The following is a 23,798-nucleotide window of genomic DNA, read 5'->3' as shown; positions in this document are numbered from 1 at the left end:
GACATCGTCCCCACGACGGGGCGTCAGACGGCCGTCGCACACGGGGATCAGCCGCGGGGTGGGTCGGCCTCCACCACGTGCTCGACCGGCAGGCGGGCGGCCCGCTCCAGCCGCCCGGGCAGGTCCCGGCGCAGCCACCGCGACAGTCCGAGCGGCAGCGTCGAGACGATGACCGCGTCGGCCGGGAAGCGGGCCAGTGCCGCGGTCGCGGCCACCAGCGGATCCGCGTCGCCGACCTCGCCGGCGGCCTCCGCCCCGAGGTCCCGGAGCTGCGCCAGTGCCCGGTCCAGCCGTTGCTGCGCGAGCGCGAGGGCGCGCTGCGAAGCCCCCAGCAGCCGTCCTCGGGGTCCTTGCCCGGCGCCGGGCGCTGGTCGCTCAGCGGCGTGGCCGGCACCACGACGAGGAACTCGTGCTCGGCGTCGGCGATCCGCCGCCGGACGGCGTCCAGGAGCCCCTCGCCGCACAGGGTCTGTTCGGCCAGGACGAGGCACCGCCGCCGCTCCTCCGCCACCCGCCGCTCCCTCTCGCGCACCTGAAGGTGCCCTCACCGTTGCCCGGCCGGGTCACGGACAGGCGGACGACCGGCATCCGGCGGGCGCCTGGCGGGCGAACGACGAGACGGCGACCGAGCCCACTGGACACGGTGGCGCGGCCGGGCAGGCTGGGGCCAGCCGCCGGAGGGAGCCGCCGTGACGCACCGGGACGACCCCGACGGGTGGGCCGGGCCGACGCCGGAGGTGCGGGTCGGCGACCGGTCGTTCCGGCTGCCGCTGCGCTACTCCGACAGCGCCTGTCTCGCGTCGGTGCACACCGCCTCCTACGCGGCGGTCGCCGCCGCCCTGCCCGCCGGCCCCCTGCGGCCTCTCCGCTGGGCCGACGGACGAGCCCTGCTGTCGGTGACCGCCTTCCGCTACCGCGCGGTGACCACCGCCGACGACCCGCCCGGCCTCCTGGCCCCCTACGGCGAGCTCTCGGTCGCGGCCGTGGTGACCCGGGGCCCGGCGCCGCGGGTGCTGCCGCTGCTGCGCCGCCGGCTGCCGCTGTTCGTGCTGCACCTGCCGGTGACCACCGCCGAGGCCCGGGACGCCGGGGCCACGCTGTGGGGTTTCCCCAAGTTCGTCGCCGACATGGACTTCACCGAGCACCGGACGACCCGCGGGGTGGCCGTGGCCGAGGGCGGGGCCGCGCTGCTCTCCCTGACCGTCCGGGCTGCCGGGCCGGTCCTCCCCGACCGCCGGCCCGCGGTCGTGTACAGCGAGCGCGACGGGCAGCTGGTGGAGACACGGGTGCCGATGGCCGGCCGGCTGCGGCTCGGGATCGGGCCGGCCTCCGGCGAGCTGCAGCTGGGCGAGCACCCGGTGGCCGGGCAGCTGCGCCGGCTAAACGTCTCACCGGCCCCGCTGGCGGTCTTCGACTACCTGGAGCACCGCAGCCTGCTGCCGGCGGGGCGGGCCGTCGGGCCGGTCGCGACGTACCGGGGGCACCGTGGCGAGGAGCGGATCCGCGGCCGGCTCACCGTCGGCTATCCCGGCACCCCGCCGCTGGACCTGTACGCGCCGCCGGTGCCCGCACCGGCCTGACCCCCGACGAGGGCGCCGGGCAGGACAGGTAGGACGACGGCGCCGGACCCGGTGCCGGGCCGGTCACCTCCCGGCGGCCTCCACGTCCGCGCGATCCAGCGCCCCGGCCTCGACCAGCACGTCCACGGCCGGCTGGAGACCGGCCAGGGCGCGGGCGAGGTCCTCGGGCCGGGCGATGGTCCACGCCTGGGTGTCGACGTAGCAGCGGACCGCCTCGTCGAAGGCTGCCGCCCCGGCCGCGTCCCGGGCCGCCAGCAGCGCGGCAGCACCCTTCGAGTAGACCCGGCGCTCGTAGTCGTCCTGGTCGGCGAACTCGGCCATCGTGCCGGCGACGTCCCCGCCGCGGTCCAGGTCGTCCTCGTCGTGGCCCCCGTCGTCGACGACGGTCTCGGCGTAGGTCGCGAACGCCTCGTCCAGCCACGGGTCGCGGAACTGGGAGTTGCCGACCATGCCGTAGAACCACATGTGGGCGACCTCGTGCACGACCAGGCCGAAGTTCGCACTGCCCAGCAGGATCGACGACGAGTACTCCTCGCCGCCGCCGTCCCGGCCGTCGGAGACCAGCGGCACGGTGAGGGTCGGGTACGGGAAGGGCCCGAAGCGGGCCTCGAGCAGCGTGATGGCCGCGGCGGTGTCCTCGGCGAGCTCCTCGGCGGAGGTGTCCGCACCGGGCAGCACCGCCGCGGTCACCGTGGTGTCCCCCGCCTGCGCCTGCGCGCTCTCGAACTCCCCCGCCGCCACGCTGACGTCACGGGCGACCGGTTCGTGCGACTCCCACACCCGGCGCCCGCCGGCCTCCGGCCGCGGCTGCTCCTGGGCGCCGCTCATGACCACGGTGAGCTCCTCGGGCGCCGAGACGCGGATCGTCGTGTCGGCGACCGTGGCCGCCGTCGTCTCGCCGCTGATCTCGCTGAACGGGTCGCGCGCCCAGCCGTGCCCGGGCTCCCAGGTGAGCAGCGGGAAGCCGCCGGCCCACCAGGTGACGTCGTCGTCCACGCCGAGCCGGTCGAAGCCGGCCGGGGTCCGGCCCGTGGTGAGCCGGAGCGTGAAGTCCAGCTCGACCGTCACCGTCCGCCCGGCCTCGACCGGCGCCCGCAGGTCGACCCGGTAGAGGCCCCCGGGGGTGCCGGGCGCGGCCTCGGCGTCGACGTGCCGGCCGCCGGCCACCTCCTCGCCCCGCACCGCGTCGACCCGCAGCTCGTGGCCGGCCGACTGGGGGGCGTTGGGGATCAGCCGGAACCACAGCTCCTCGACCTGCCGGTCGGGGGTGAAGGCGACCGTCTCCGTCCCGGTCACCGTGCGGCGGTCGTCGTCGAGCCGGAAGTCCAGCCCGACGACCGGCCGGTCGGGGTCGGGGGCCGCCCGCTCCGCCGTTCCGCAGTCGGCGACCGGACCGGCCTCCTCGGCCTGCTCGGCGGGGGACGCCGTGCAGGCGGCGAGGAGGAGGACGGCGCCGCAGCCCGCGGCCCACCGGCGTCGCGACGTCCGGCGGTCTATCCCGTCGAGCATGGTCTCCGCCCACCCGCGAGGTGCGGCCGGGCCCGCGCTCGACGGGTCTGCTCGCGACCGTCCCCGCTGCGGGGCAATCTAGGGAGTTCCCGTGCCGACCGGCACCCCGATCGGCACGGGAACTGCAATCGTCAAGGAGTCAGCTCTCCGGCTGCCAGAAGAACTCCTCGATCGAGGGCACCTCGCCGTCCAGGATCCGGTACTCGGCGGCCTTCTCCGGCGCCGCACGGAACTCCTCCTCGGTGAGGTCGGACTTGAACAGCGGCATCGTCAGCCGCGCCACCAGCGAGGGGTCGATCTCGGTGTACTCGGGGATCTGCGCGCGCCACTCGTCGGGGTGCTCGCGGGCGTAGTCCAGCGACTCGAGGATGCCGGCCTGGATGCCCTCGAACAGCTCCGGGTCGGCCTCGATCTGGTCGGTCGTGGAGAAGTAGACGCCGGAGAGTCCGATGCCGTCGGGCACCAGGTCGAGCCAGTCGTCGGCGATGACCCGGGCGCCGGCGTCCTGGGCGAGGGTGCAGAACGGCTCGCCGCAGACGAAGGACTGGATCTGGCCGCTGCCCAGCGCGGTGACCGCGTCGGGCAGTGACATCTCGACGAAGTTGACGTTGTCGGGGTTGCCGCCCGCGACCTCGATCGAGTTGCGGGCGAGGGTCTCGACCTGGCTGTTGAGGATGTTGAGGGCGACCGTCCTCCCCTCGAGGTCGCCGGCGTCCTGGACGGCCGGGTCGCTGGCCATGAGGGCGTTGATGTGCTGCCCCTGCTGGCCGTTGCTCCACGACGTGGGCGCGATCGCGGTGACCGGCAGGCCCTGCTCGCGGGCCTGCAGGATCGAGACGATGCCGCTGAACCCGAAGGCGTACTCGCCGGTCACGACGGCGGGCACCAGCGCGGCGCCGCCCTGGCCGAGGTTGAACTCCAGGCGGATGCCGCGGTCGGCGAAGAAGCCCTGGTCCTGGCCGAGGTGCAGGATCGCCACGTCGCTCACCGGGATGATGCCGACCTGGACGGTCTGCACCTCGCCGTCGGCCTGCCCGCCGCCGCCGTCGACTGCCGGGTCGTCCCCGCCGCACGCGCTGAGCAGCAACGCCAGCGCGGCCGTGAGGGAGGCGGCACGGGTCCTCGTCGATGTGCGCAACGGTCCTCCTGCGGTGCGGGAACGTGTGCGGCATCCGAACGCGAGTGCGCTTCCCGGACGCCGGAGCACTCCGGAAGCTAGGTGATCGCCATCACACGGTCAACCGCCCGCGCCGGTGGGCGTCAGCGGCTCTGCAGCGCGTCCAGCGCCACGGCCAGGGACGCCGCCACGCGGAAGTCCAGCCGCGGGTCGGGCACCGTCACCAGGTAGCGGTCCCGGATGCGCTTCTGCCGCTCGCTGACCAGCACCGTCGCCCCGGTCATGGCGTCGACGAAGTCGAAGTGGAAGACGAACGGGATCCACACCTCGCCGACGTACGGGATCAGCTCCCAGATCCGGCGCAGGATCGCGATGAGCGGGCGACGCTCCCGGCCGACGGCAGTGATCCCCGGCGCGGTGAGCTCCCACGTGGAGCGCAGCAGGCTGGCCCCGAACCGCTTGCGGAACGTGCCGAGGGGGGTGCCGTGCTCGTCGAACACGTCGTGCTCGGCGCGGACGTCGAGCCGCTGGCGCGCCTTGAACGAGAAGACCCGGCGGCTCCTGCTCGCGTCGGCGTAGAAGACGACCTCCTCCCTGAGCTTCATGCGCTTCTGCTCGGCGAAGGCCAGCGTGCGGGTCTCGGTGCCGTCCGGGTCGGCCGCGATGACCTCGTAGCGGTTGACCACCAGCGTCACCTGCTGCTTGACGACGAACGCCGGCACCGCCATCGGCGCCGGCAACGGGGATCCTGGGGCAGCGGTCACGACGGGCACTCCTGGGGTCGGCCGGGCGGAGGGACGCCCATCCTGGCCCACCGCCGGACGGCGAGGGTGACGCGCGGGCGGGCGGAATGCGCGGCGGGCCGGCCGACTTGTCGACGTCGTACGTGGCCGACGAGGGCCGTGTCGACGCCGTCCGAGACGAAGGACCCCCGTGACCGCCACCCAGGACCCCACCCGCGAGACCCCGGCCACCCTCGCCCCCGCCACCCCGCCGATGGGCCGCGGGCTGCTGGCGCTGGTCCTCGGCGCCTTCGTCGCGGTGGGCCCGCTGACCATCGACATGTACCTGCCGGCCCTGCCGACGATCACCGCCGACCTGCGAACGACGTCGGCGACGATCCAGCTGACGCTGACCGGCACCCTCGTCGGGCTGGCGCTCGGCCAGCTGGTGCTGGGGCCGCTGTCGGACGCCCTGGGACGCAAGCGGCCGCTGCTGGCCGGGACGGCGCTGTACGTGGTGGCCTCGCTGCTGGTGCTGGTCGCGCCGAACATCGCCGTCCTCGGGGTGCTGCGCGTGCTGCAGGGCGTGGGCAGCGCCGCCGGCGCGGTGATCGCGATGGCCGTCGTCCGCGACCTCTACACCGGGCGCCCGGCGGCGACCATGCTGTCGCGGCTCTTCCTGGTCCTGGGCGCAGCACCCGTGCTGGCCCCGACGATCGGCGGCGAGGTGCTGCGGTTCACCTCCTGGCGGGGGATCTTCGTGCTGCTCGCCGTCTACGGCCTGCTGCTGCTCGCGGTGGGGGCGCTGGCGCTGCGCGAGACGCTGCCGGTGGAGCGCCGGTCCAGCGCGGGCCTCGCCGGGACGCTGCGCACCTACCGCGGGCTGCTGCGCGACCGCACCTACGTGGGGCTGGTCCTCGTCGCGGGCCTGACCATGGCCGGCCTGTTCAGCTACGTCTCCGGCTCGTCGTTCGTCTACCAGCGGCAGTTCGGGCTCGACGAGCAGCAGTTCGGGCTGCTGTTCGGGGCCGGCGCGTTCTGGCTGATCGCCGCCACCCAGCTCAACCCCCTCGTGCTGCGCCGCTGGAGCTCCGCCCAGGTGCTCGTCGCGGGGATCCTGACCGGCGCGGTCGCCGGCGCGGTGCTGCTCGTGCTCGCGCTCACCGACACCGGCGGGCTGACCGGGGTCGTGGTGCCGCTGTGGGCGGTCCTGTTCGCCGGCGGCCTGGCGCTGCCGAACGCACCCGCCCTCGCGCTCACCCGGCACGGGGAGTCGGCCGGCGCGGCGGCGGCGCTGCTGGGCGCCGTCCAGTTCGGTGTCGGTGCCTCGGTGGCCCCGCTGGTCGGCGTGCTCGGCAACGACGCCGCCGCGATGGGCACCGTCGTGGTCGGGGCCCTCCTCGTGGCGATCGCCGTCCTGGTGACCGTCGTCCGGCCGTGGCGGCTGGCCGAGCCCGAGGGCGCCCCCGTCGGCTGACCGAGGGGTCAGGCCTGCTGCTGGGCCTCGAAGGCGTCCTCGAACAGCCCGGTGAAGGCGGCCTCGTCCAGCGGCGCGGAGTTCGTGCCGGTCTGCTGGAGGAACAGCACCCGCGGCCCGTCGGTGGCCACGGCCATCAGCGAGGGCACGGTGATGCTGGTGCCGTCCGCCCCCTGCACGGCGGTGGTGAACGCGATCCCGTCGCTGGCGTCCCCGAGCGCGGGGACCTCGAAGTCGCTGAACGTGACGGTGGCCGTCGAGCCGTCGGGCGCCGCCACGGTCACCTCCGGGCACTTCTCGAGCACCTCGCCGAACTGCGCCGCCTCGCCGTCGACCTGCTCGCTCTCGGCCAGCACCTGGGCGGTCACCGCGGCGGAGGAGGTGGCGGTCTGCGCCACCATGACCCCGAAGTCCTCCGGGGTGAGCTGGGTGGACCCGACGCTCTGCCCGCACTCCGGCGGGGTGGTCGACCCGCCGGGCGGCAGCCCGCCGGTCCCCGAGGAGGCCAGCTGGCGGACGTCGACGGTGAGGACCTGGGCGTCCGGCCCGAACGCCTCGGGCGGTAGCAGGCCGGCGGCCAGCTCGTCCTCGGTGCTCAGCTCGGCCTCCTCGGCCACCGGGCTGGTGGCGGCCGGGCCGGCGCTCGAGGAGGGGGCTGCGGCCTCGCCGCCGCCGCGCTCGGCGCAGGCGGAGACGGCCGTCAGCACCCCCAGTCCGGCGAGCACGACCGGCAGGTTGCGGCGGCGGGAGCGCATCGAGGCGACCATGTTCCGAGACTGGCGGGTGCCTCCGGCCGTCGCGCTCCGTGACGTGGGCGTTCGCCCGATCGGGTGACGCCGCCTCGCCGGGGTCCCCGGGCGGTGGTGTCCTGGCCCGGCTCCCAGGACCCGCAAGCGACGTGACCGGCTACGTGCTGCGCCGCTCGGCGCTCTCGCTCGGACTGCTGACGGCGCTGCTCGCCGCGGCCGGTGCCCTGCTGGTGGCGTGGGGCGCCCGGTGTGGCTGCCGTTCCTGCTGGCGGTCGTCGTGGTGACCGCGCAGGTCGCAGGACGCATACCTGCTGCTCGCGCAGGCCGCGGCGGTGCTCGGGGTCACGCTGTTCCTGCGGACGTCGCTGCAGCGTCCGCTGCGCGCGGCCGTGCCGGTGCCGAAGGTGGCCGGGCTGCTCCCCCGCCTCGACGCCGGACCGGTGAGCGGGCTGCCCGTCGAGGTGCGGGGACGCGTCATCGGGCGCGGCATCCCGGGCTACGTCTTCCCCCCCGACCTCGTCGTCCAGGACGCCTCCGGCTTCGTCCCGGTGCTCTGCCAGCAGCCGTGGCCCTTCGCCCGCAGCCTGTTCGGCCTGCTGCGGGCACCGGACCTGCTCGACCAGGACGTCACCGTCAGCGGCTGGTACCGCCGCAACTCCGCGCCGGTCCTCGAGCTGCGGCGCCTCGTGCCCACGGAGGGGCGCCCGGTCCGCGGGTTCGGCTGGGTGGCCGCGTACGTGCTCTCCGTCGTCCTCGCGGTGGTGGGCGGCGCCTGGCGGGTGCTCGCCCTCGCCGCCTGAGACCCGCTCAGGTACGCCGGCTGACGACCCCGCCCCCCTCGCCGCCGCTGACCTGCCGGTGCTCGCTGGTGCTGTCGTCGAGCGGCACCTCGCGGGCGACGTTCCGCGAGATCGCCGGGGTCTCCGTCCGCGCCCCCGGGCCGCGCGCCGGCAGCTGCTGGAGCGACGCCGGGTCGGCCTTGCCCCACTCGGTCTCGACGTCGACGAGCAGGGCCTCCAGGTAGGCCCGCAGCTGCACCCGGCAGGCCTGCGCGAAGGCCTTCAGGTAGGCGACCTGGTCCTCGAGGTCCTGGGTGGTCGCCCGCTCCCCGGCCTCGGCCGGGACCGGCTGCCCGCTGCCACCGACCATCCGCGCCGCGGCCTCCTGCGCCGCCTGGATGATCTGCCCGGCGTTCTCCCGGGCCCGCCGCAGCGCCTCCTCGTACTGCGCGCGGGCGTCGGCGGTCATCTGCCGGCTGAAGTCCTCGGCCTCGGCGACGTAGCTGTCGGCGGTCTGCTGCGCGGTGGCGAGGATCCGCACGGCCTGCTCGCTCGGCGGCGCCACCTCCTGGACGTCGGCCGCCTGCTCGCGCAGGGCGTTGAGCTCGTCGCGCAGCTCCGCCTTCTCGGCGTGCAGGGCGGCCAGCTCCTCGGCCACCCGGTCGAGGAACCGGTCGACCTCGACGTCGTTGTACCCGGGACGCAGCATGGTGCCGCGGGCGAAGTCCACGGCGCGGACGTCGCCCGGGCTCAGCCGTCGCTCCCTCGGCCCCGGTGCGGACTGCTCGGTGGTCATTCGGTCACCTCTCCGTCGAGACTGGGGCCCAGTCGGCTCGGGGCGAACACCTCGCTGCGGATGCGCTCGGGCCGGACGCCGTCCTTGACCAGCCGCGTGATCGTGTCCTCGACCATCGGCGCCGGCCCGGCGACGTAGACGTCCCGGCTCGTCCAGGGGCCGTGCCGGGCGACGACCTCACCGACGTCGCCCTGCTCCAGGTCGGACAGGTCGTCGCCGGAGACGGCGAAGGTCACGGTCAACCACGGGTGCTCGGCGGCGAGCCGCTCGAGGTCCGCCCGGTCGTAGATGCGGTCCTCGGTGCGGGAGCCGACGAACAGGTCGACCCGCCGGGGCGGCCCGTAGCGCGCGACGTGGTCGACCAGCGCCTTCAGCGGCGCGAGCCCGGTGCCGCCGGCGACCAGCAGCAGGTCGCGGTCGGACTCGGCGTCGTAGTGGATGTGCCCGATCGGCGGCCCGAGGTGCAGCACGTCCCCCGGCCCGACGCGGCGCACCAGCGCGGTGCTCACCGGGCCGCCGTCGTAGGCCCGCACGTGGATCTCCAGCAGGCCGTCGGGACGCGGGGCGTTGGCCGGCGAGTAGTAGCGCCACAGCTTGGGGCGGACGTCGCTCTCCACGGAGATCGACTGGCCGGCCTCGAACGGGAACTCGGGCTGCGGCCGCAGCCACATCACCGCGGTGTCGATGGTGCGGCGCTCGTGGGTGACGACCTCGGCGTCCCACCACGGCGGTGAGTCCGCGGCCTCCTCGGCGGCGTCGATCATCACCTTCGCGACCAGCTGGTAGGCCGCCGTCCAGTCCTGCTCGAGGGCGGGGTTCCAGCCGGGGTCGAAGTGCTTGAGGGTGGCCAGCAGGCTGGCGCCCACCGCCGGGTAGTGGGCGGCGACCGTGCCGAACTTGCGGTGGTCGCGGCCCAGCGCCTGCAGGATCGGCACCAGCCGGTCGAGGTCGTCGACGTAGGCCACGACGTCGCCCAGCGCGCTGAAGAGCCGGTCGCGCTGGTGGGCCATCGAGACGGGGAACAGCTTGCGGGTCTCGGGATGGCTCAGGAACAGGTGGGAGTAGAAGTACAGCGGGGCCTCGTCACCGGCCGCGGCGGCCTTGGCGAAGCAGGCCCGCATCGCGGGGATGTCCATGCGCGGTCCTCGTGCGGCTGCTGCGACCCGGGGGTCTCAGCGGGCCTTGCGGGTCCGGGCCCCTGCGGGCCGTGCGTGGATGGACATCAGCACCTCCGTTCCCCCCGTGCCGGTCCGGGTACCGCGGGAGGTGCCGCCTGCGCGGGGCGCGACGGCGGCCCTCCCCCGGTGCACGGTCCAGCCCCGCTCGCCGCTCTACGAGCGGTCACTGGACTGTGGCTGTTGGCAACCGTAGCGAGCGGCAGGCCGGCCCGCGATCTGCGGGGTCGCTCAGCTGTGCGGCGTCCTCGCCCGGGAGCCGTCGATCGCGGCGTGCAGCCGGCGGACGAGCTGCTCGATCGGGCTCAACGCCTCGTCCGGGCGGGACGGGCCCGCGGGCACGAGCACCCACAGCAGCAGGTAGAGGACGACGCCCGCACCACCGGCGAGGGTGAGGCCGACGAAGCCGACCCGCCACAGGACCGGGTCGACGCCGGAGTAGTCGGCGAGGCCGCCGCAGACACCGCCGGCCATCCGGTCGGTGCTGCTGCGGCGCAGCCGCGGGCGGGTGGGGTGCGGGGTCGGGGCGGCGGGGACGGGCGGTGTCGATGTCATGGCACGAGCCTGTCGGCGCCGGCCGTCCTGATCCATCGGGGAAGGCCCGGATCCGACCCCGGTTCCGGCACTCGGGGACGCCCCCGGTCAGAGGCTGAGGAAGTGGCCCAGTGCGCCGGTCACCACGCCGATGACCAGCAGGACGACGGCGGCCCCGCGGTCGAACGAGCTGCCCAGCAGGTCGCCGACGAGGCCGGGGAGCTCCGCGCGCTGCCGCGGGTCGGCCTCCTGCCAGCGGCGCAGGACGCTGCTGCTGCGCCGTCCCTCCCGGGCGAGGAGGGCGAGGGCGGTCAGCTGGGCGAGGGCCGCCACGGCGTAGCAGACGACCGTCAGCGCGACCTGCGCGGTCTCGTTCATGGCCGGAGCGTGCCCGATCGCGGGCGCTCCCGGTCGGCGTCACGGCGGGCCGACCTGAGCCCGCCGGCGGCGCCACCCGCCACCGGGCCCGCCACTCGGGTGCCTCCCAGGGGTCCATGGAGCAGGCCGTCTCGCGGACCACCCGGTCGCCGCGGAACTCGAGGATGTCGACGCCGTTCTCCCACGGCCACCGTCGACCTCGTCCTCCCCGGCCGCGGTCGAGTCGATCAGTGCTGCAGCGCCGCCCGCGCGCCTGCCTCGTCCATGCGGGGACCCTGCCACCGCAGGACGGCGCCGCACGTGTCCCGCGATCCGGTACCGCGAACGGACCGCGACGACGCGCCCGGGAGACCACGACGCGCCCGATCGGTGTTGACGCTCGTCCCCGGAGGCGGGTTGGGTTCTGGGTGTCGGGTGCCGACCAGGGGCACCCCGAGCCCGGGGGAGCATTGCATGCCGGTGTGGGCGGTGCAGGTCGCGATCGGCGACGACGAGCGGGTGGAGGCGGAGGTGCTGGTCACCGAGGGCGGCGCGCTGGTCGCCCTGGAGGAGGACGGCCTCCTGGTGCGCGCGTGGGCCCCCGGCGAGTGGCGGACCGCGCGACACGTGGACCCCGATCCGCTGGACGCGGTCCGTGACCGGGACGGCGTCCTGGTGGGGCTGCCCCGCGCCTGACCTCGACAGCCTCCGGGCGCACGGCGGTGCGTGCCGGCGCAGGCCCCGAACCCCGCGCCGGCACACGGCACCGCCGCAGGCCCGCTGCGCCCTCCGCTCCCGGCCCCGTCTCCTCCCGCGCGAGCCGCTCCCGTCTCCTCCCCGCGCGAGCCGCTCGGTGTCCGCCCGCCGACGACGGTGCGGTCGCTCGCCCTCCGAACACTCCTCGGCGAAACCGCGTTGACCCGCGGCCGACACTGCGGTCGTGCGGATGACGTTCCGGCGGATGGCCGACCGCCGTCCCGTGGAGACGCTGGTCGAGCGGGACGACGGGGTCGTGTTCGCGATGCGCGGCGCGGGCGGCGGCGCCGACCTGCCCCACGACCTGGTGCACGCGGTGGTCGAGGCCGCGCTGCAGGTGCGGGACGGGATCTGGGGCTGCGTGGCCGACGGCGTCGTCTGGCGGAGCATGCGGCACGTCTCCGGGCGCCGGCCCCCGCACGCCGCCGAGCGATCCGAGCGGCTCAAGCGCGAGCGGGCGGCGCGGATCCAGCACGCGGAGGGGCTGGCCGACCTGGTCGGCCGGCTCGCCTCCGGCGGGGAGGTGGTCCCCGGCGAGCCGGCCGCCGCGGCGTTCCCACGGGAACGGCTGGACGCCGCCGCCGGGGCACTGCGGGAGGCGTCGCACCGGTGGGCCCGCCTCGCACCGGGCGAGACGTGGGTGGTCGACTGGCCGCACCGTCCGGGTCTCCCGCGCTGAGTTCTGTCGGACCCCGCGCTCCGGCCGGCCGGGGGGACGCGCCCACGCCCGGTCCTCCCCGCCGGCCGCAGGGGTCAGCGGTTGCCACCCCCGATCATCGGGTCGTCCCCGGTCGGGCGCGTCCCCTCCTCGACGCCCTCCGTGGACGGCGGAGCGGTGTAGCCCTCCGGGTTCGACTCCTCGATCAGCACGTCGTCCCTGATCACCCCCGCGGGTGGCTGCCGGACGACGGTGACCTCCTGCTCCTGCTGCTCGGCCTGCTGACCGCTCGTGGAGGTGGCCGCTGCCACACCCGCCACCGCGGCACCGGCCACGGCCGCTGCACCGGCCGCGACGGCCTTGCCCGACACCCCGGCCTTGCCGCTGTCGCCGTGGGAGGCGAAGGCGGTGTCGGCCGTGGGGGTCCCGACGTCGATGTGCTCGTTGATCGCGCCCCGCCAGGCGCCGCTCTCGTAGCCCTCGCTCTCGACGAGCGCCTTGAACCGCTCGAGGTCCGACCGGACCTGCCGTTCGACGATGCCGAGCTTGTCGCCGACCTGCTCCACCAGGCCCTCGGGCTCGTAGTCCAGGGACAGGTACACGATCGTCGATCCCGCGCCTGCCGGCTGGAACCGGACGGCCCCGGCGTTGGTCGCGCCGCTGGTGGCCGCCCAGGCGATCTTCTGGTCGGGCACCTGCTCGAGGATGGACGCCTCCCACTCACGCCTGACGCCCGCGATCTCGGCGACCCAGTGCAGACGACGGTCGTCGAGCTGGCGCACCTCCTTGACCCCACCCATGAAGTGGGGGAAGTCCTCGAACTGGGTCCACTGGTTGTAGGCCGTGCTGACGGGCACGTCGACCTGGATCGACTTCTCCACCTGAGTGCTCATGCCTGGTCCTCCCTCGTCGCAGGACACCGCTCGGACAACGAGCCACGGCGTTACCCGCGCTCGGGACGGGTGAAGCCCGCGACCGCGGTGCACCGGTCCTGTCGGACCCTCCGCCTACCGTCCGCCCCGGAGGCTGAGGAGGGCGGAGTGGCGGGCGAACTCGTGTGGGCGGTGACCGACGGGGCGGTGGGCACGCACGCGGTCGAGCTGCCCGGGAGCCCCGCCGAGGCGCGGCGGCTGGAGCGGCACTACGGCGGCGGGTTCTGGTGTGCGCGGGAGGCCGGCGGGTGCGGCTCGCGCCTCGTCGTCTCGGTGGCCGACGGCCGGCCGTCCTTCCGCCACGTCGGGGAGGCGCCGTGCGCCTTCACCCACCGGGAGTCCGGCGCCGGTCGCGCCTACGAGCACCTGCGGTACCAGCACGGCCTGACCGCGTGGCTGGCCGGACAGGGCCACCGCCCACGGGTCACGCGCGTCCCCGGCCCCGACGGCGTCGCGGACCTGCACGTCGTCGTGCAGGAGCTGAGCCACGCGGTCGAGGTGCAGCTCACGCCGCTGTCGGACACCGCCTGGCGGGCGCGCGACGACCGCTCCCGCGCCGCGGTGCGGCACGTCACCTGGCTCTTCGGGCCCGCCGCCGAGACCGCCTGCGCCACCGAGGCCGCCGTCCGCGGGGTGTCCCTCGCGGTCCGGCGCCAGGGCGCGGGGCTGTCGGTCGGCGTCCGGGACGTCGACGACCGGATCCGCTGGGTGCGGCTGGGCGCCTGCCGGCTGACCGCGGACGGCCTCGCCGCGCCGGGCACGGACGAGGCCCGGGAACTGCACGCGCTGCGCGCCGCCGAACGCCAGGAGACGGCCCGGCAGGTGGCGCGACGGGCGTCGAGCGGGTCGCGGGCCCTCCCCGCCCACGGGGGCAGGCGGCCGGCCGCGCCCGCGCCGTGGGACTCGCTGCTGACCCCGCTCCCCTTCCCGGGATAGCCCACGAGTGGGACGGGGGCCGTGGTCGCGGCGGGGCTTCCGTGGCCCGCCGGCGCCTGAGCGGCCGGGCTGGTCCCGGTGTCCGGCCGACAGCGCGAATCGACGCGCCAGGTATCGGGTAGCTGCGGGCAACGGACGTCGACGCGGCGACCCGGTCGCCCAGCGGCTCAGACCAGGGAGCAACGATGACACTGCCCGATCGGGACGCGACGATGGACTGGATCGGCCGGACGGTGGTCGACCCGAGCGGCGCCGAGATCGGGGTGTGCGCCGCCCTGTTGGCTGACGAGGCCACCGGGTTGCCGGAGTGGATGTACGCCGAACGCGACGAGGTCACCGTGGTGGTCCCGCTTCTCGACGCGACCGAGAGCGGTGGCCGGGTGCAGGTCACGGTCGCCCGGGCCGACGTCGACGGCGCCCCACGGTTCGGTCCCACGCGTCAGCTGTCCCAGGCCTAGGAGGCAGCGCTCTACCGCCACTACGGGATCGAGTACTCGACCGCCATCTCGGACAGTGTCCTGCCCGCGGAGGCAGAGCCGACCGGGGTCGAGCCGACCGAGGCGGAGTCGGTGGCGGCCGAACCGACGGAGGCCGTACCGGACGCGGTCGTCGGTCCGTCCGCCCGGCGCGGCGCCCCGCGGCGCGGTCGTTGGGTGGCGGCTGCCGTGGTCGTGCTCGCGGGCGTGGCGGCAGCCGTCGTCGCGGTGGTCCGCCTGCGCCGGGCGCCGACCCTCGGGTCGCAGTGGCTGTTCCGACGCGCGGCTCCCCCGCCGAGGTCGGCCACGCGCCGCCCTCTCGCCGGCACGCGCGCCGCCCGCGCTCGAGCCGTGCAGGTCGCAGCGGCGGCCGGGCCGGTGATGGGAGCCTCGAGCCGCCTGGCACAGCGTGCAGCGTCCGCAGGTGCCCGGTCGGTCCACCGAGTGGCCGTGGATGCCACAGGGTGGGGCCGCGCGGCGTCGACGGCGGCGAGGACCTGCACCGACGTGGCCACGGCGCGGGTGGCACCGCAGCTGGCCACGGCCGGACAGGCGGTCTGGCGTGCCGCCCGTGCCGGAACGGACTCGGCCCTGCAGGTCACCGATGCAGCGACCCGGGCGGTCGTGGCAGCCGTCCCGCGGGTGGCCGCGGGCGCCGTCCGGGCCGGGGGGACGGGTCTGCGTGCCGTGCTCACGGTGGGCGCGGCAGCCGAGGCGGTGCCCGAGGTGGTGACCGAGGCGGGTGAACGACTGGAGAAGGGCTGGCGAAGAGGCATGGGCAGGTTGTCGTTGGGGCTCGGCTTCGGTCTCGGCTACGTGCTGGGCGCACGCGCCGGACAGGCCCGGTACGAGCAGATCAGGCGGGCCGCAGCCGGAGTGGTGGAGCGACCGGAGGTCCAGCAGGTCCTCGAGAAGGCCAGGACCGCCGCTCCGGCCCCACTGCAGGGCAGCATCGACAAACTGTCCGGTCGTGCGTCCGGCCGCCGGGAGCCCGATGCCGACACGGTCGCCATAGACGCGGTCATCGTCGAGGAGGTCGACGTCGTCGTGACGCCACCCCCACCGGCGTCCGGCCCGGGCGCCCCCCGCGGAACGGACGCTCCCCTGCCGGACCCGCTGATCCCACCCGCCAAGTCGGGCGACGACCCCACCGGACAGCCGTGACCACGGTGTAGCCGTACCGGCCGTCGCGGGTCCCGACCGCCATCCACGCCGTGCGGTCGAGGGGTGTGCTCGCCGGCGCCGCGCGTCGGATCGGCGAGGACGTCTCAGTCGCCCCCGTGGCCGTGCCGGCGTGGACCGCCGACGGACAGGAGACCCACACATGACTGGCGGTTTCAGCTTCCCGAAGCCGGAGTTCGACATCGAGTCGACGGTCGAGCGTGCCATGGCGGTGATCAACCGGACTCTCGAACCGTCCCTCGAGGAAGCCCAGAAGGTCGTCGACAAGGCGCGTGCGAGCAAGCCGCTCGTCGCGCCGAGGGACCTCGTCAACCAGGTGACGCGCGGGAACCGGATCAGGGCGGCGCGGGCGGTCTCCTACTCCCTGCCCTCGATCCTCCCGGGTTACGGCACGGCGATCTCGGCTGCCGCGCTCCCCGTCGCCTTGAGGGAGGTCCTGAAGGAGGCGGTGAGTGCGGCGATCAAGGTCGGGCTGCTCCACGACAGGGACCTGGCCGACCCCGAACTGACCCGCATCGCCGTCCTCCTGGTCCTCACGGAGGGGGCGGTCAAGCTCGACAAGACCGGCAGGATCCGTCCCGACGCCATCCTGGGACCCCACGCGTCGCTGTTGGGGGAGGCCGCTTCGTACGACGCTCTGGCAGCCCTGACGGCGGAGCAGCGGCAGGAGGTCGCCGCCTCGCAGTCGGAGATCCTCCGGGCATGGGCGTTGGCGGTCGGACCGCCGCTCCTGGCCGGGCTGTTGCCCTTCGGCCTGGGTCCCATGGCCGCCGCGAACTACGTGCAACACGTCCTGAAGGGCACGATCACAGCCGCCGCGAGGGTCTTCGGGCCCGCTGCACCGGTGCCGGTTGCCGTCGACGACGTCCCCGAACGCGAGGTCCGGCAGGACGGTCCCGGAGCCTGAGCCGGCACGTCAGCCGTTCCTGGCGGGGTCCGGCGAGAGGATCACTGGTCCGACGTGGCCTGCGAGACCGGTCCACCGCACAGCGCGGTGACGTCAGGCGACGGTGGTCCCCCCGACGTGCGGCCACCTCGTGCCGGACGCGGAGGAGCGCACCCGGGGAGCTGTCGATGAGGCGTGGTGCGCCCTCACCGTGCCACCGGAGCAGGCAGCTGGGAAACAGGCCACGATCAGACGTTGAAGCGGAACGTTCTGAGCATGCCTGGGTGTCGTTGAGCAAGTTGGAAACTCACGGTTGACCAGCACATTCGCGCGCGGTCGGACGGTGCTGGTCGACGGCGGTGCCGAATGGAAGTCTTGTTGACTGGTTGTTGACTGACGTCCACGCGGTCGGGCGTGTCAGGAGGCGTCGAGGTGTGCTCGCACGCAGCCGCCATGATGGCCGTGCCGTCGACTCAGGAGCACACAAGCTTGACGGGGCACGGGTCTAATGCCGCGAGGCATCGGGCGCGTCGTAACACGACACCGCCCCTGTGCCGGGGAGGGGGGACGCCCCTCCCCGGCACCTGCCCGAGTCCCGGAACGGCATAGCGCGTCGCAGTGCGTACGGGCATACAGGTCATGATCTATGGGGACGTCGGCCATCGCTCCTTGCAGACCAGGGCCGCCATATCGACATGGCCCTGCCGCCCGAGCCTGTCAAGAAGATCGTTCGCGGCATTGATCCCGACTTCATCTCCGCTGTCGAGGGCAGCCGCGATGATGGTCGGGGCGGAACGAATGAGGTCGAACCGCCGGTAAGGCTCATCTCGCTCGCCAATGAGCGTTGCCAGAACTAAGAGCGCTTCCCCTGGACGAGAAGCCGACGCAAGTTCCAATGAATCTCCGATGAAGTTCGGGCGAAACTCCGAGGAAGTAGCCGCAAATCCGAGTCGCGGCAGCCACCAGGATGGCTCAAACTTCTCACTCTTGACCCAAGAGCTGAACTCGGAGAGCTCGACGATGTCAGCCGCAGCCTCGCGCACAGACTCCGCCCGCCAGTCCCATAAGGACGTGAGGCGCTCAACGAACTCGTCGGGGACGTCCTCGTACCGGCCGAGTAGCCAACCGAGATGGCCGAGCACCTTAGCCACGGTGGGTGCAGGCGTCAGTTTGAAGTACTCCGTCAGCAGTTCTTCGTCGAGCTCGATCTCGGCGCGTCCATAAAGCATCAGCAAGTGGTCACCGAGCGACTCGAGCGGCTCCCGGTGGCTTCTCCAGCCTGCGACCGTGTCGTGGCCGGACGTGGTCGCGCGCCTGAGCCAGTCCGGCAGCCAGGGACGCAGCACGTCATAGACAAAACGGTTCAGTCGATACGTGGCCAGCGTCGTTGTGATCACGACGTCCGCGAAGGCCGGCGAAGCATCGGAGATGAGCCGCGGCATGCGCTCGTCGAGCCAAGATTTTTCGATCCATGCCAGGTGGCCAAGCATCTCGCCGAATACGGCAGCGGAGGCAAGGCTCGGGTCCCGGTCTGCGCCGAGTCGTTCGTCCAAAACGGTCAAGGCTTCTCGAAGTAGCTGCGTGTGCTCCGGCGTCTCTCCCTCCCCGGCCTCAACTCGGGCCAACCGAGCGACCGCGCGTACCGCGGCGGGACGAACAGTGTTCAGCGAAAGCGTGAGCGGGTCCATGTTGTCGCCACCAAAACGCGCTTCGTATTCGGGCGTCGGCTCTGCATGACGGGATAGAGCGGAGAGGCTTCGCAGGGCCTCACCTCTGAGTTGGGAAGGAAGCGCGGCTGGCCCGCTTGCCTGAAGGCCGGCATCGATGAGGCTTACGACTTCCTTTTGAGCCCAGCGCCAGAAGGTCTCCAGATGGCGATGGTCCTCCTGGTGTTCTTCGCCGGAGTCGGGATGGGCCGCGACCAGCCCGCAGAGCGATAGGACCGGCTCCCACGAAACTGGACGCCCCTCGTTTACGGTATCCTCTATGCCGCCGAGGAACGCGCGAACGTAATCAGGGGCCGACTCGCTGAAGCTCAGGGCAGACGCGGATAGAGTGTCTGCCTGTTACCTGACGGCCGTCCGTAGCTCTGTTGCCAGCCCGTTGTACGTCTCTTCTGGGCCTTCGAACTGTCTCGGCGGCGGGCTCCAATTTCGGAGGAAATCCAGAAGTTGCTCGACCGACCAGTTGGCAAGTTCGTCGGCGGACACTGGGCTATCCTCGCCCACCCACGACGAGTGGTAGGCGGGGAAGTCTGCGTGCCTGTATTCCCCGTGTGCAGACTCGAGGTCTGCGAGAAGGGCGACGCCTTGCTGAGGCAGGTGCTCGCGCCCGACGGCGCTTGAGATGCCCAATCTCCAGGTGTCATTGTAGCGAGCGACCTTAGCCTCGAGCGACTCGTCCGCTTCTGGAGCGAATTGAGCGCGTCTTTGGATCTCCTCATCAGGCAAGTCCGGCCCCGTGCTGATCCAGGAAACCCATTCCTCCGCCCTCTGGGGGGAGAAACGCGGCAGCGCCGCTCGCGCCAAGACCGCGTACTCGTGCCGGTACACGCCTTCGTGCAAGTAGTCGCCCCAGAACAGCCAATCGTCGGCGAGGCCGAGCGCTCCTGGGCAGTCGATGCGCGCGGCGGCTGTCTCCATCGCGATTCGCCGAAAGAGTGGCTGAGGACTAGCGGCGAGACCCCTCCTGGGACGCGCCGGAGGAGGAGAGCGGAATGTCCGGGTCGCCGAGATCGTCGGCTTGGTCTGACCACGCCTTCTCTAGCCTCTGGGCGGCGGTTCCGGTGTTGCTGTAAGGGGGCAGCTCGTCCACATCGCCCAGCACGTCGGGCAGGGCGTTCGCGATCTCACGCACGCAGTGAGAGGCCACGACCAGGTTTGCTTTGTCGCGGGGCCGGCGGCTCAAGGCGTCGACGGCCGTGCGGTAGACGGCTCCGACCGTGTCGTTCACTGCAATCAGGGCGTTCAGCAAGTCGCGTCGCCGCTGATCCCAGAGCCCTGCGGCGTCAGCCGTGCGGGCAGCGGAGATGGCTCCGCTGACCTCCTGTCCCGTCATGGTCTCCTCTTGGCCACGGGGAGCGTTGAGAGAGGTCAGGCTCCCGAGCGTCCTCTGTACGCCGATGCCAACTCGCTCACTGTCCATGGGCACCGAGCAGGGCAGTCGATGCGTATGGGATCGACACGGACGTAGCCGTCGTGGCCAAACGACTCTGTCCCTGACCAGGTGATGGCCGCATCGCCGCCGCACTTCACGCACGTGTCGCTAGTAGTCCAACGAGCCACGACTTGGCCTCCTCCGTGTAGCAGCCACCGTCCCTTGGCTACGGAAGGTAGGGCGACGGTCGGACACTTCGCTTGATCCAGCGGCAAGGATGGCTTGCCGCTCTTCGTTCCGGTCTAGAAAGCCGTTCGCCACTTCCACTCGAGCGCCCCGGGCTTGAGAGGACTGCCTGGCCAGCGGGTGGGGCTGGGGGAACTCGAGTCCCTGGCCCCGACACTGCCACGGAGGCCGGTGGATGTTCGGAGGGGTCCACCAAGATCCGTCCATGCAGGTCAGGTCGCTGTGTGGTCAGCGACGGACGCTCGCGAACAACCCTGAACGCCGCACTCTGGCCACCGTCGTGGCACCACGCGCAGGCTTCTTGAACGACGCGTCACCTGACCGACGTACCGCGACGGCGGCTCCGTGACAGGAGATCGGGCGAAGGCTGGACCTCCTGGCCCCGGTCACGTTCGAGGGTTGCCCATCGTCCACCGTCATGCCGTCTGCGCTGGTCACAGGGCTGCAGCGTCCGCCGTCGTTCGACTGGGTACCGGCTCGTCCGGACCGCACTGCTGTACCGGTCGCGGGTCCGGACGAGCGGGATCCTCGGGACCCTGCCCGCCGTCCCCGTCGCGGCGCATCCGGCCGGTTGGGGTGCGACTGCCAGGCGCCGTCGATCCGGAGCGCTCCTGACGGCTGCACGACCGTCCGCCGGTCTCGTCACGAGCCAGGATCGTCGACAGGGGACCCGGCGACCGCTACGTTGCCGCGCGTTGGCATCGACTGTGCCAGGTGGGGGTGTCGTGTCCATCCGCCGAGGAGGTGCCGCGACGAGGAGTGGGACGGCCCTGTCCCCGACGGAACCGCGACCGGGACCGGAGCGCCCGTCCGCCACCGGAGCCGGTCACCGGGCCGGCGGCGCCTGATGAGCACTGAGTTCTGGCTGCATGGGTTCCCCGTCCCGCGCCGGGCCACCACTCTGGCGGTGCAGGCGGAGGCCTGGGGTTTCGACGGTCTACTGCTCGCCGACAGCGAGAACCTCGTGGGCGATCCGTACGTGGAGCTGGCCCTCGCCGCTCAGTCGACGCGGCGCTTGCGGCTCGGTCCCGCTGTCACCAACCCGGTGACCCGCCATCCGGCCGTCACCGCGTCGGCCCTCGCGACGCTGCAGATCGAGTCCGACGGGCGGGCCGTGGTCGTCCTCGGCCGGGGTGACTCGGCAGTCCGGCAGCTGGGCCTGCACCCGGCCACCACGGGGCAACTGGAACGGGGGCTCGACCAGCTGCAGGGCTTCCTCGGCGGGCGCACCGTGGCCACCGGCGGTATCGCCGCCCGCATGGGGTGGGTCGAGCCCTTCCACGTGGATGAGGTCCCGGTGTCGGTGGCCGCGACGGGTCCAACGACCATCGCGATCGGAGCCCGCCGCTGTGGGCGGGTCGACTTCACCGTGGGGGCCGATCCGCGACGGGTGGCGTGGGCAATCGCCGAAGCTCGGCACGCCGTCGAGGACCAGGAAGCTCCGCTGTCGCTGGGGGCCTTCGTCAACGTCGCCGTCCACCCGGACGCCGCGGTGGCGCGGGACCTAGTCCGCGGCAGCGCGGCGATCTTCGCGCACTTCGTCAGCGAGGGTCCGCACGACGTCGTCCCGGACGATGACCGTGCGGTGGTGGAGCGGGTGCGCGCGGCCTATGACGAGGAGGCACACGGGCTCACCACGGCAGACCAGGCGACACTGCTCCCCGACGCCTTCCTCGACCGCTTCGCCGTCGTGGGCTCCCCCGAGCACTGCACCACCCGGCTCCGTGAGCTGATCGACCTGGGACTCGACCGGATCATCGTGGTCCCCGGCTCCCGGGACGCCGACCCGGACGTCCTGGCCGTCTCCAACGAGCTCTTCGCCGCCGAGGTGCTGCCAAGGCTCCGGACCGGGACGCCGGCCGATGCGGGACGGCCCTGAGACCCATCCGCAAACGGAGGCCAACGCACATCGGCACCGGCCAGCGCAGGTCGGTGGCATGGGTCGCAGCCCGGATGTGGATCTCCCCCGGCGACCGGTGCGAGATCACCAGCCGGGTGCCCACGCCGGGTGGACCGGCCCTGCTCGGGCACGTCGACGAGGCCGCCCGGGCATGGCCACGTGCCCGTGACCGGCCGCCGGATCAGGGCGCCGGGAGGGGCACCTCGGTGACCTCGATCCAGCTGTCACCGCCGAAGTGCACGGTGTTGCGGCAGGGGTAGGGCGGCACGGGCATGTCGAACTGCGCGTAGCCCTCGCGGGGGTCCATGCGGAGCAGGTCGATCCGGCTGGCGAGCTCGAGTCGCAGGGTGTCCCCGCGGCGCAGCAGCGTCGGCCCGGGCGTGAGGCTGAAGCGCAGGGCGACCGGCTCGTCTGGGACGAGGGGTTCGCGGCGGCCGGCGTCGATGGCGATCTCCAGTGGCGTGCTGCGTTCCTCCTCTTCGGTGCGGGACACGGGACGGATCGCGCCGAGGGAGAGCTGGTGACGTTCTCCCGCAGCGTCGAGCCGGGACAGTCGGGCCACGACGTAGGAGTCGATCTCGTTGCAGCTGTAGGTGAGTCGGGCGGTGACCGGACCGGCGAGCCGGGTGTCCTCCTCGACCGGCAGGTCGAAGGCGAGGACCTGGTCGGCCACCTCGTCCAGGCCGCCGAGCTGCGGCAGCCCCAGGGGGACGGCGACCCAGGACCCGGCGCCCTCGGCCGTCGCCTCCCGGCTCAGCCGATGGGTGACGGCATCTCCCTCCGGGGGCCCGAGGTGCAGACGCCGGACCTCCCCGTCGGCGGGCGGGAAGGTAGTGGCGGCGTCGAAGCGCTCGGCGCCCTCGACCCAGTAGCGCACATGCGGCTGCTCGGCGGAGCCGTTGTCGGTGCCACGCAGGACGTGGTCGAAGAAGGCGAGCGCCTCACCCTGCCAGGAGTAGACCGGCAGGTCGTAGGCCGGCGGGGCGAGGACGAGCCACCGGGAGTCGGCAGGTGTCCCCGCGTTGGCGACCAGGTCGTAGCAGCCGTACTGGTGCAGGTTGAAGTAGCCGAGGTTCTGCACGACCGTGAAGGGCACCTCGACGTCGCCGAGCGTGGCCGTGGGGCCCTCGGGGATCGTCGCCTGCGCGCGCGTCTTCTCGTCGAACATCCAGGCCGCGTAGATGCGGCGCATGAACTCCACGGGTGTGGCGGTCTCGAAGGACGTGAACATCCCCGACACGCGGCGGTGCACCAGCTGCTCGAGCAGCGGGTGCAGCGGCCCGTTGGTGACCTGGCTGAGGAGCGCGCGACGGTCCGGCGACAGGCGCTGGTCGTAGTTCTCCTGGGTGTAATTCGCGCCCATCCAGACGGCGACGAAGAACCAGGCGGGCACGCCGGCGAAGTGGACCAGGTGGCGCCACAGGTCGGTCGAGACCTCGTTGCAGAACAGCGCCCTGAGCGCCGAAGGCTTGCGCGCGGCGACGCTGAGCTGGGACACGGCGTAGTAGGAGGTGCCGAAGAGCACCACCTCCCCGTTGCACCACGGCTGCTCGGCCGCCCAGGCGATGACCGCCTCGTGGTCGTCGACGTCCTGCGGATCAAAGAACATCACCTGCTCGCCGGTGGAGCGGCCCATCCCCCGGCGCTCGACGATGACGGGGCAGTAGCCGCGGTCGGTGAACACCGGCGGTGAGCCGATCTCGTTCGAGCCGGCCGGGATGCCCGCCGTGGCCTTCTCAGTGGCGTACCCCCCGAAGGAGACGACGGCCGGATAGCGGCCCGGTGTGCTCGGGGTGTAGACGTCGGCATGCAGCTCGGCACCGCCGGCGACCGGGACGCGCTGGTCGGCCAGCACCCGGTTCCCCAGTCCCTCCATCGCGACGGCGTGTGGTTCCCATCCGGCGTACTGCCGGCCGGCGGTCGAGCCCCTGAGGG

At 73.3% G+C, this 23,798-nt stretch carries 25 protein-coding genes; 11 read left to right on the top strand and 14 right to left on the bottom strand.

Going from position 1 to position 23,798, the window contains the following annotated elements; translation table 11 throughout:
• Positions 1-47: 47 nt before the first annotated feature.
• Positions 48-215 (bottom strand): hypothetical protein, encoded by a 168-nt coding sequence (locus ACI789_RS07805; RefSeq protein ID WP_457007741.1) that lies wholly within the window; start codon positions 213-215, stop codon positions 48-50.
• 474 nt (positions 216-689) lie between these two features.
• Here ACI789_RS07805 and ACI789_RS07800 point away from each other — a divergent pair, with 474 nt between their 5' ends.
• Positions 690-1,580 (top strand): acetoacetate decarboxylase family protein, encoded by an 891-nt coding sequence (locus ACI789_RS07800; RefSeq protein WP_457007739.1) that lies wholly within the window; start codon positions 690-692, stop codon positions 1,578-1,580.
• 63 nt (positions 1,581-1,643) lie between these two features.
• Here ACI789_RS07800 and ACI789_RS07795 read toward each other — a convergent pair whose 3' ends face one another.
• The 3 genes from ACI789_RS07795 to ACI789_RS07785 form a co-directional block, all read right to left on the bottom strand.
• Positions 1,644-3,089, bottom strand: coding sequence for a M1 family aminopeptidase (locus ACI789_RS07795; RefSeq protein ID WP_457007737.1), 1,446 nt, complete (start codon positions 3,087-3,089; stop codon positions 1,644-1,646).
• A gap of 139 nt (positions 3,090-3,228) precedes the next feature.
• On the bottom strand, positions 3,229-4,227 hold the full coding sequence (locus ACI789_RS07790) for an ABC transporter substrate-binding protein (RefSeq protein ID WP_457007735.1): 999 nt from the start codon (positions 4,225-4,227) through the stop codon (positions 3,229-3,231).
• Between the two features lie 122 nt (positions 4,228-4,349).
• Positions 4,350-4,970 carry a hypothetical protein gene (locus tag ACI789_RS07785; RefSeq protein WP_457007733.1) on the bottom strand — a complete coding sequence of 207 codons (621 nt, stop codon included), beginning with the start codon at positions 4,968-4,970 and terminating at the stop codon, positions 4,350-4,352.
• A 169-nt stretch (positions 4,971-5,139) separates the two neighbouring features.
• On the opposite strand from ACI789_RS07785, the gene ACI789_RS07780 reads away from it, so the two are divergent.
• The gene (locus ACI789_RS07780) at positions 5,140-6,405 is read left to right on the top strand and encodes a multidrug effflux MFS transporter (protein ID WP_457007731.1); all 1,266 of its coding nucleotides are present in this window, start codon (positions 5,140-5,142) and stop codon (positions 6,403-6,405) included.
• An 8-nt stretch (positions 6,406-6,413) separates the two neighbouring features.
• Here ACI789_RS07780 and ACI789_RS07775 read toward each other — a convergent pair whose 3' ends face one another.
• Complete coding sequence (locus tag ACI789_RS07775; RefSeq protein ID WP_457007729.1) at positions 6,414-7,172, bottom strand: hypothetical protein; 759 nt, start codon at positions 7,170-7,172, stop codon at positions 6,414-6,416.
• Between the two features lie 131 nt (positions 7,173-7,303).
• Here ACI789_RS07775 and ACI789_RS07770 point away from each other — a divergent pair, with 131 nt between their 5' ends.
• Both ACI789_RS07770 and ACI789_RS07765 read left to right on the top strand, forming a co-directional pair.
• Positions 7,304-7,438 carry a hypothetical protein gene (locus ACI789_RS07770; RefSeq protein WP_457007727.1) on the top strand — a complete coding sequence of 45 codons (135 nt, stop codon included), beginning with the start codon at positions 7,304-7,306 and terminating at the stop codon, positions 7,436-7,438.
• Between the two features lie 48 nt (positions 7,439-7,486).
• Positions 7,487-7,954: a hypothetical protein gene (locus ACI789_RS07765; RefSeq protein ID WP_457007725.1), complete on the top strand. Its 468-nt coding sequence runs from the start codon at positions 7,487-7,489 to the stop codon at positions 7,952-7,954.
• A gap of 7 nt (positions 7,955-7,961) precedes the next feature.
• On the opposite strand, the gene ACI789_RS07760 is transcribed toward ACI789_RS07765, so the two are convergent.
• From ACI789_RS07760 to ACI789_RS07745, 4 genes are all read right to left on the bottom strand, one after another.
• Positions 7,962-8,729: a DivIVA domain-containing protein gene (locus tag ACI789_RS07760; RefSeq protein ID WP_457007723.1), complete on the bottom strand. Its 768-nt coding sequence runs from the start codon at positions 8,727-8,729 to the stop codon at positions 7,962-7,964.
• Positions 8,726-9,865: a globin domain-containing protein gene (locus ACI789_RS07755; RefSeq protein ID WP_457007721.1), complete on the bottom strand. Its 1,140-nt coding sequence runs from the start codon at positions 9,863-9,865 to the stop codon at positions 8,726-8,728. Before ACI789_RS07755 ends, ACI789_RS07760 begins: the two co-directional genes overlap by 4 nt.
• 270 nt (positions 9,866-10,135) lie before the next feature.
• A complete protein-coding gene (locus ACI789_RS07750) occupies positions 10,136-10,459 on the bottom strand; it encodes a PspC domain-containing protein (protein WP_457007719.1) in 324 nt (107 codons plus the stop codon).
• An 87-nt stretch (positions 10,460-10,546) separates the two neighbouring features.
• A complete protein-coding gene (locus tag ACI789_RS07745; protein ID WP_456918777.1) occupies positions 10,547-10,816 on the bottom strand; it encodes a hypothetical protein in 270 nt (89 codons plus the stop codon).
• 453 nt (positions 10,817-11,269) lie between these two features.
• Between ACI789_RS07745 and ACI789_RS07740 the strand changes: the two genes are divergently transcribed.
• Positions 11,270-11,491 carry a hypothetical protein gene (locus ACI789_RS07740; RefSeq protein WP_456918775.1) on the top strand — a complete coding sequence of 74 codons (222 nt, stop codon included), beginning with the start codon at positions 11,270-11,272 and terminating at the stop codon, positions 11,489-11,491.
• Between the two features lie 244 nt (positions 11,492-11,735).
• Positions 11,736-12,230 (top strand): hypothetical protein, encoded by a 495-nt coding sequence (locus ACI789_RS07735; RefSeq protein ID WP_457007716.1) that lies wholly within the window; start codon positions 11,736-11,738, stop codon positions 12,228-12,230.
• Between the two features lie 74 nt (positions 12,231-12,304).
• On the opposite strand, the gene ACI789_RS07730 is transcribed toward ACI789_RS07735, so the two are convergent.
• On the bottom strand, positions 12,305-13,102 hold the full coding sequence (locus ACI789_RS07730; RefSeq protein WP_457007714.1) for an SRPBCC family protein: 798 nt from the start codon (positions 13,100-13,102) through the stop codon (positions 12,305-12,307).
• A 147-nt stretch (positions 13,103-13,249) separates the two neighbouring features.
• On the opposite strand from ACI789_RS07730, the gene ACI789_RS07725 reads away from it, so the two are divergent.
• The 4 genes from ACI789_RS07725 to ACI789_RS07710 all read left to right on the top strand — a co-directional run bounded on the left by ACI789_RS07725 (position 13,250) and on the right by ACI789_RS07710 (position 16,642).
• Positions 13,250-14,077: a hypothetical protein gene (locus ACI789_RS07725; protein ID WP_457007712.1), complete on the top strand. Its 828-nt coding sequence runs from the start codon at positions 13,250-13,252 to the stop codon at positions 14,075-14,077.
• Between the two features lie 185 nt (positions 14,078-14,262).
• Positions 14,263-14,535 carry a hypothetical protein gene (locus tag ACI789_RS07720; protein WP_457007710.1) on the top strand — a complete coding sequence of 91 codons (273 nt, stop codon included), beginning with the start codon at positions 14,263-14,265 and terminating at the stop codon, positions 14,533-14,535.
• Positions 14,536-15,060: 525 nt separating this feature from the next.
• The gene (locus ACI789_RS07715) at positions 15,061-15,717 is read left to right on the top strand and encodes a hypothetical protein (protein WP_457007708.1); all 657 of its coding nucleotides are present in this window, start codon (positions 15,061-15,063) and stop codon (positions 15,715-15,717) included.
• A 160-nt stretch (positions 15,718-15,877) separates the two neighbouring features.
• A complete protein-coding gene (locus ACI789_RS07710) occupies positions 15,878-16,642 on the top strand; it encodes a hypothetical protein (RefSeq protein ID WP_457007706.1) in 765 nt (254 codons plus the stop codon).
• 623 nt (positions 16,643-17,265) lie between these two features.
• Here ACI789_RS07710 and ACI789_RS07705 read toward each other — a convergent pair.
• The 3 genes from ACI789_RS07705 to ACI789_RS07695 form a co-directional block, all read right to left on the bottom strand.
• Positions 17,266-18,309: a hypothetical protein gene (locus ACI789_RS07705; protein WP_457007704.1), complete on the bottom strand. Its 1,044-nt coding sequence runs from the start codon at positions 18,307-18,309 to the stop codon at positions 17,266-17,268.
• A gap of 378 nt (positions 18,310-18,687) precedes the next feature.
• Entirely contained in the window at positions 18,688-19,263 is a 576-nt protein-coding gene (locus ACI789_RS07700; protein ID WP_457007702.1) for a hypothetical protein, read from the bottom strand.
• Between the two features lie 28 nt (positions 19,264-19,291).
• Positions 19,292-19,678: a hypothetical protein gene (locus ACI789_RS07695; protein ID WP_457007700.1), complete on the bottom strand. Its 387-nt coding sequence runs from the start codon at positions 19,676-19,678 to the stop codon at positions 19,292-19,294.
• 1,132 nt (positions 19,679-20,810) lie between these two features.
• Here ACI789_RS07695 and ACI789_RS07690 point away from each other — a divergent pair.
• On the top strand, positions 20,811-21,842 hold the full coding sequence (locus ACI789_RS07690; RefSeq protein WP_457007698.1) for an LLM class flavin-dependent oxidoreductase: 1,032 nt from the start codon (positions 20,811-20,813) through the stop codon (positions 21,840-21,842).
• Between the two features lie 202 nt (positions 21,843-22,044).
• Here ACI789_RS07690 and ACI789_RS07685 read toward each other — a convergent pair whose 3' ends face one another.
• The gene (locus tag ACI789_RS07685; RefSeq protein ID WP_457007696.1) at positions 22,045-23,739 is read right to left on the bottom strand and encodes a CocE/NonD family hydrolase; all 1,695 of its coding nucleotides are present in this window, start codon (positions 23,737-23,739) and stop codon (positions 22,045-22,047) included.
• Positions 23,740-23,798: the final 59 nt, after the last annotated feature.

The sequence above is a fragment of the Geodermatophilus sp. SYSU D00965 genome, assembly GCF_054050075.1.
The sequence above is the reverse complement of the archived record's forward strand: the minus strand, read 5'-3'. Positions and strand labels throughout refer to the sequence as shown.